Source organism: Bacillus sp. AFS029637 (assembly GCF_002584985.1).
Classification (GTDB): Bacteria; Bacillota; Bacilli; order Bacillales; family Bacillaceae_G; genus Bacillus_A.
In genome coordinates this window covers 1-1,435 of sequence record NZ_NUPZ01000070.1, presented here as the reverse complement: position 1 = coordinate 1,435, position 1,435 = coordinate 1, and the positions used below count along the sequence as shown (strand labels likewise).

Annotated in this window: 2 protein-coding genes; both read right to left on the bottom strand. The window is 38.5% G+C overall.

Going from position 1 to position 1,435, the window contains the following annotated elements; all coding sequences use genetic code 11:
* Positions 1-149: 149 nt before the first annotated feature.
* Complete coding sequence (gene lplA, locus COE49_RS26780; RefSeq protein ID WP_088231500.1) at positions 150-1,115, bottom strand: lipoate--protein ligase; 966 nt, start codon at positions 1,113-1,115, stop codon at positions 150-152.
* 143 nt (positions 1,116-1,258) lie between these two features.
* A partial coding sequence (locus COE49_RS26775; protein ID WP_141556649.1) for a zinc ribbon domain-containing protein occupies positions 1,259-1,435 on the bottom strand: 177 nt, incomplete at its 5' end.

The window sequence follows — 1,435 nt, the reverse complement described above, 5'->3', positions numbered from 1 at the left end:
GTTACTTGAATTATATCGGGGATTTTTTACATATATCTAACGTTACTTAAATTATATCGGCGATTCGACAAGGGATATCGACTTACCGACAAAACATGGCAATTTACGCAAAAAGAAAGAGGCTGCCAGTTATGACAGCCTCCTCATTTTTAGAAGAATAAATGTAAGAAATCTTCTGTTGTAATATTACCGAAGTAACGTGCGATATCTACGCCTTCTAATGCTGCGGCGAATGCGTCTTTATCGAACTGCACGCCTGTTAAACGTTCTTCAATGTCATGAACATCTAGTGAACCGAAGAAGTCACCGTAAATTTTGCATTCTGTTACTGTTCCTTTTTTCACTTCTAGGCGAACGTCAACTTGTCCAACTGGGAAGCGGTGTGAATGTTGCAAGTTGAACTTCGGTGATTTTCCGTAGTTCCAGTCCCAATTTTGGTAGCGTTCTTCAGAAAGTTTGTGGATTTCTTTCCAATCCTCTTCTGTTAATTCGTACGTTGGGATTTCTGTTTCCCCTTCGAAAATTGTTTCTAGAAGAAGTTGTCTAAACTCTTCTGTCGTCATTTTTTCGTTTAGGAATTCTGTAATGTTCGCAACGCGGCTGCGGATTGATTTAATTCCTTTTGATTGGATCTTATCCATTTTTACTTTCAGTGCTGATACGACGTGATCGATTTCAGAGTCAAATAGTAACGTACCGTGACTGAACATACGACCTTTCGTTGAGAACTGTGCGTTACCTGAAATTTTTCTACCTTCAGCTAAAATGTCGTTACGACCACTTAGCTCTGCATTTACGCCTAGTTTACCAAGCGCTTTCGTTACAGGCTCTGTGAATTTTTTGAAGTTGCTGAAACTATCTCCATCATCTTTCGTAATAAAGCTGAAGTTTAAGTTCCCTAAATCGTGATACACTGCGCCTCCGCCTGATAGACGACGAACGACATGAATACCTTTTTCTTTTACGTAATCCGCATTAATTTCTTCTACTGTGTTTTGGTTTTTACCAATGATAATGGAAGGTTCGTTAATGTAGAACAGTAAATATGTTTCGTTAATATCTAAATTCTTCACACAATATTCTTCAATTGCTAAGTTTATTCTAGGATCTGTAATCCGATACGATAAACTTAACTAAATCTATACAATTCAATCAAATTTACACAAGTTAGTGCTTCATCGTGTTCTCGCAACCCCGAAGGGACGAGGGGTATAACACTCCACACGAGGCAGTATCGTTACCTCCTATTATCAAGCATTTATTTTACCCATCTTGATAAATTTATCGCAGCATTTATATCCCTATCGTGATGGCTATTGCATGAAGCACAGTCCCATTCACGAATCTTTAAACTCCACTGTCCTTCTGGTTGAACTGAATGGTCGTATTTAACTCCGCAACATGAACAAATCTTACTTGAGGCGAACCATTTATC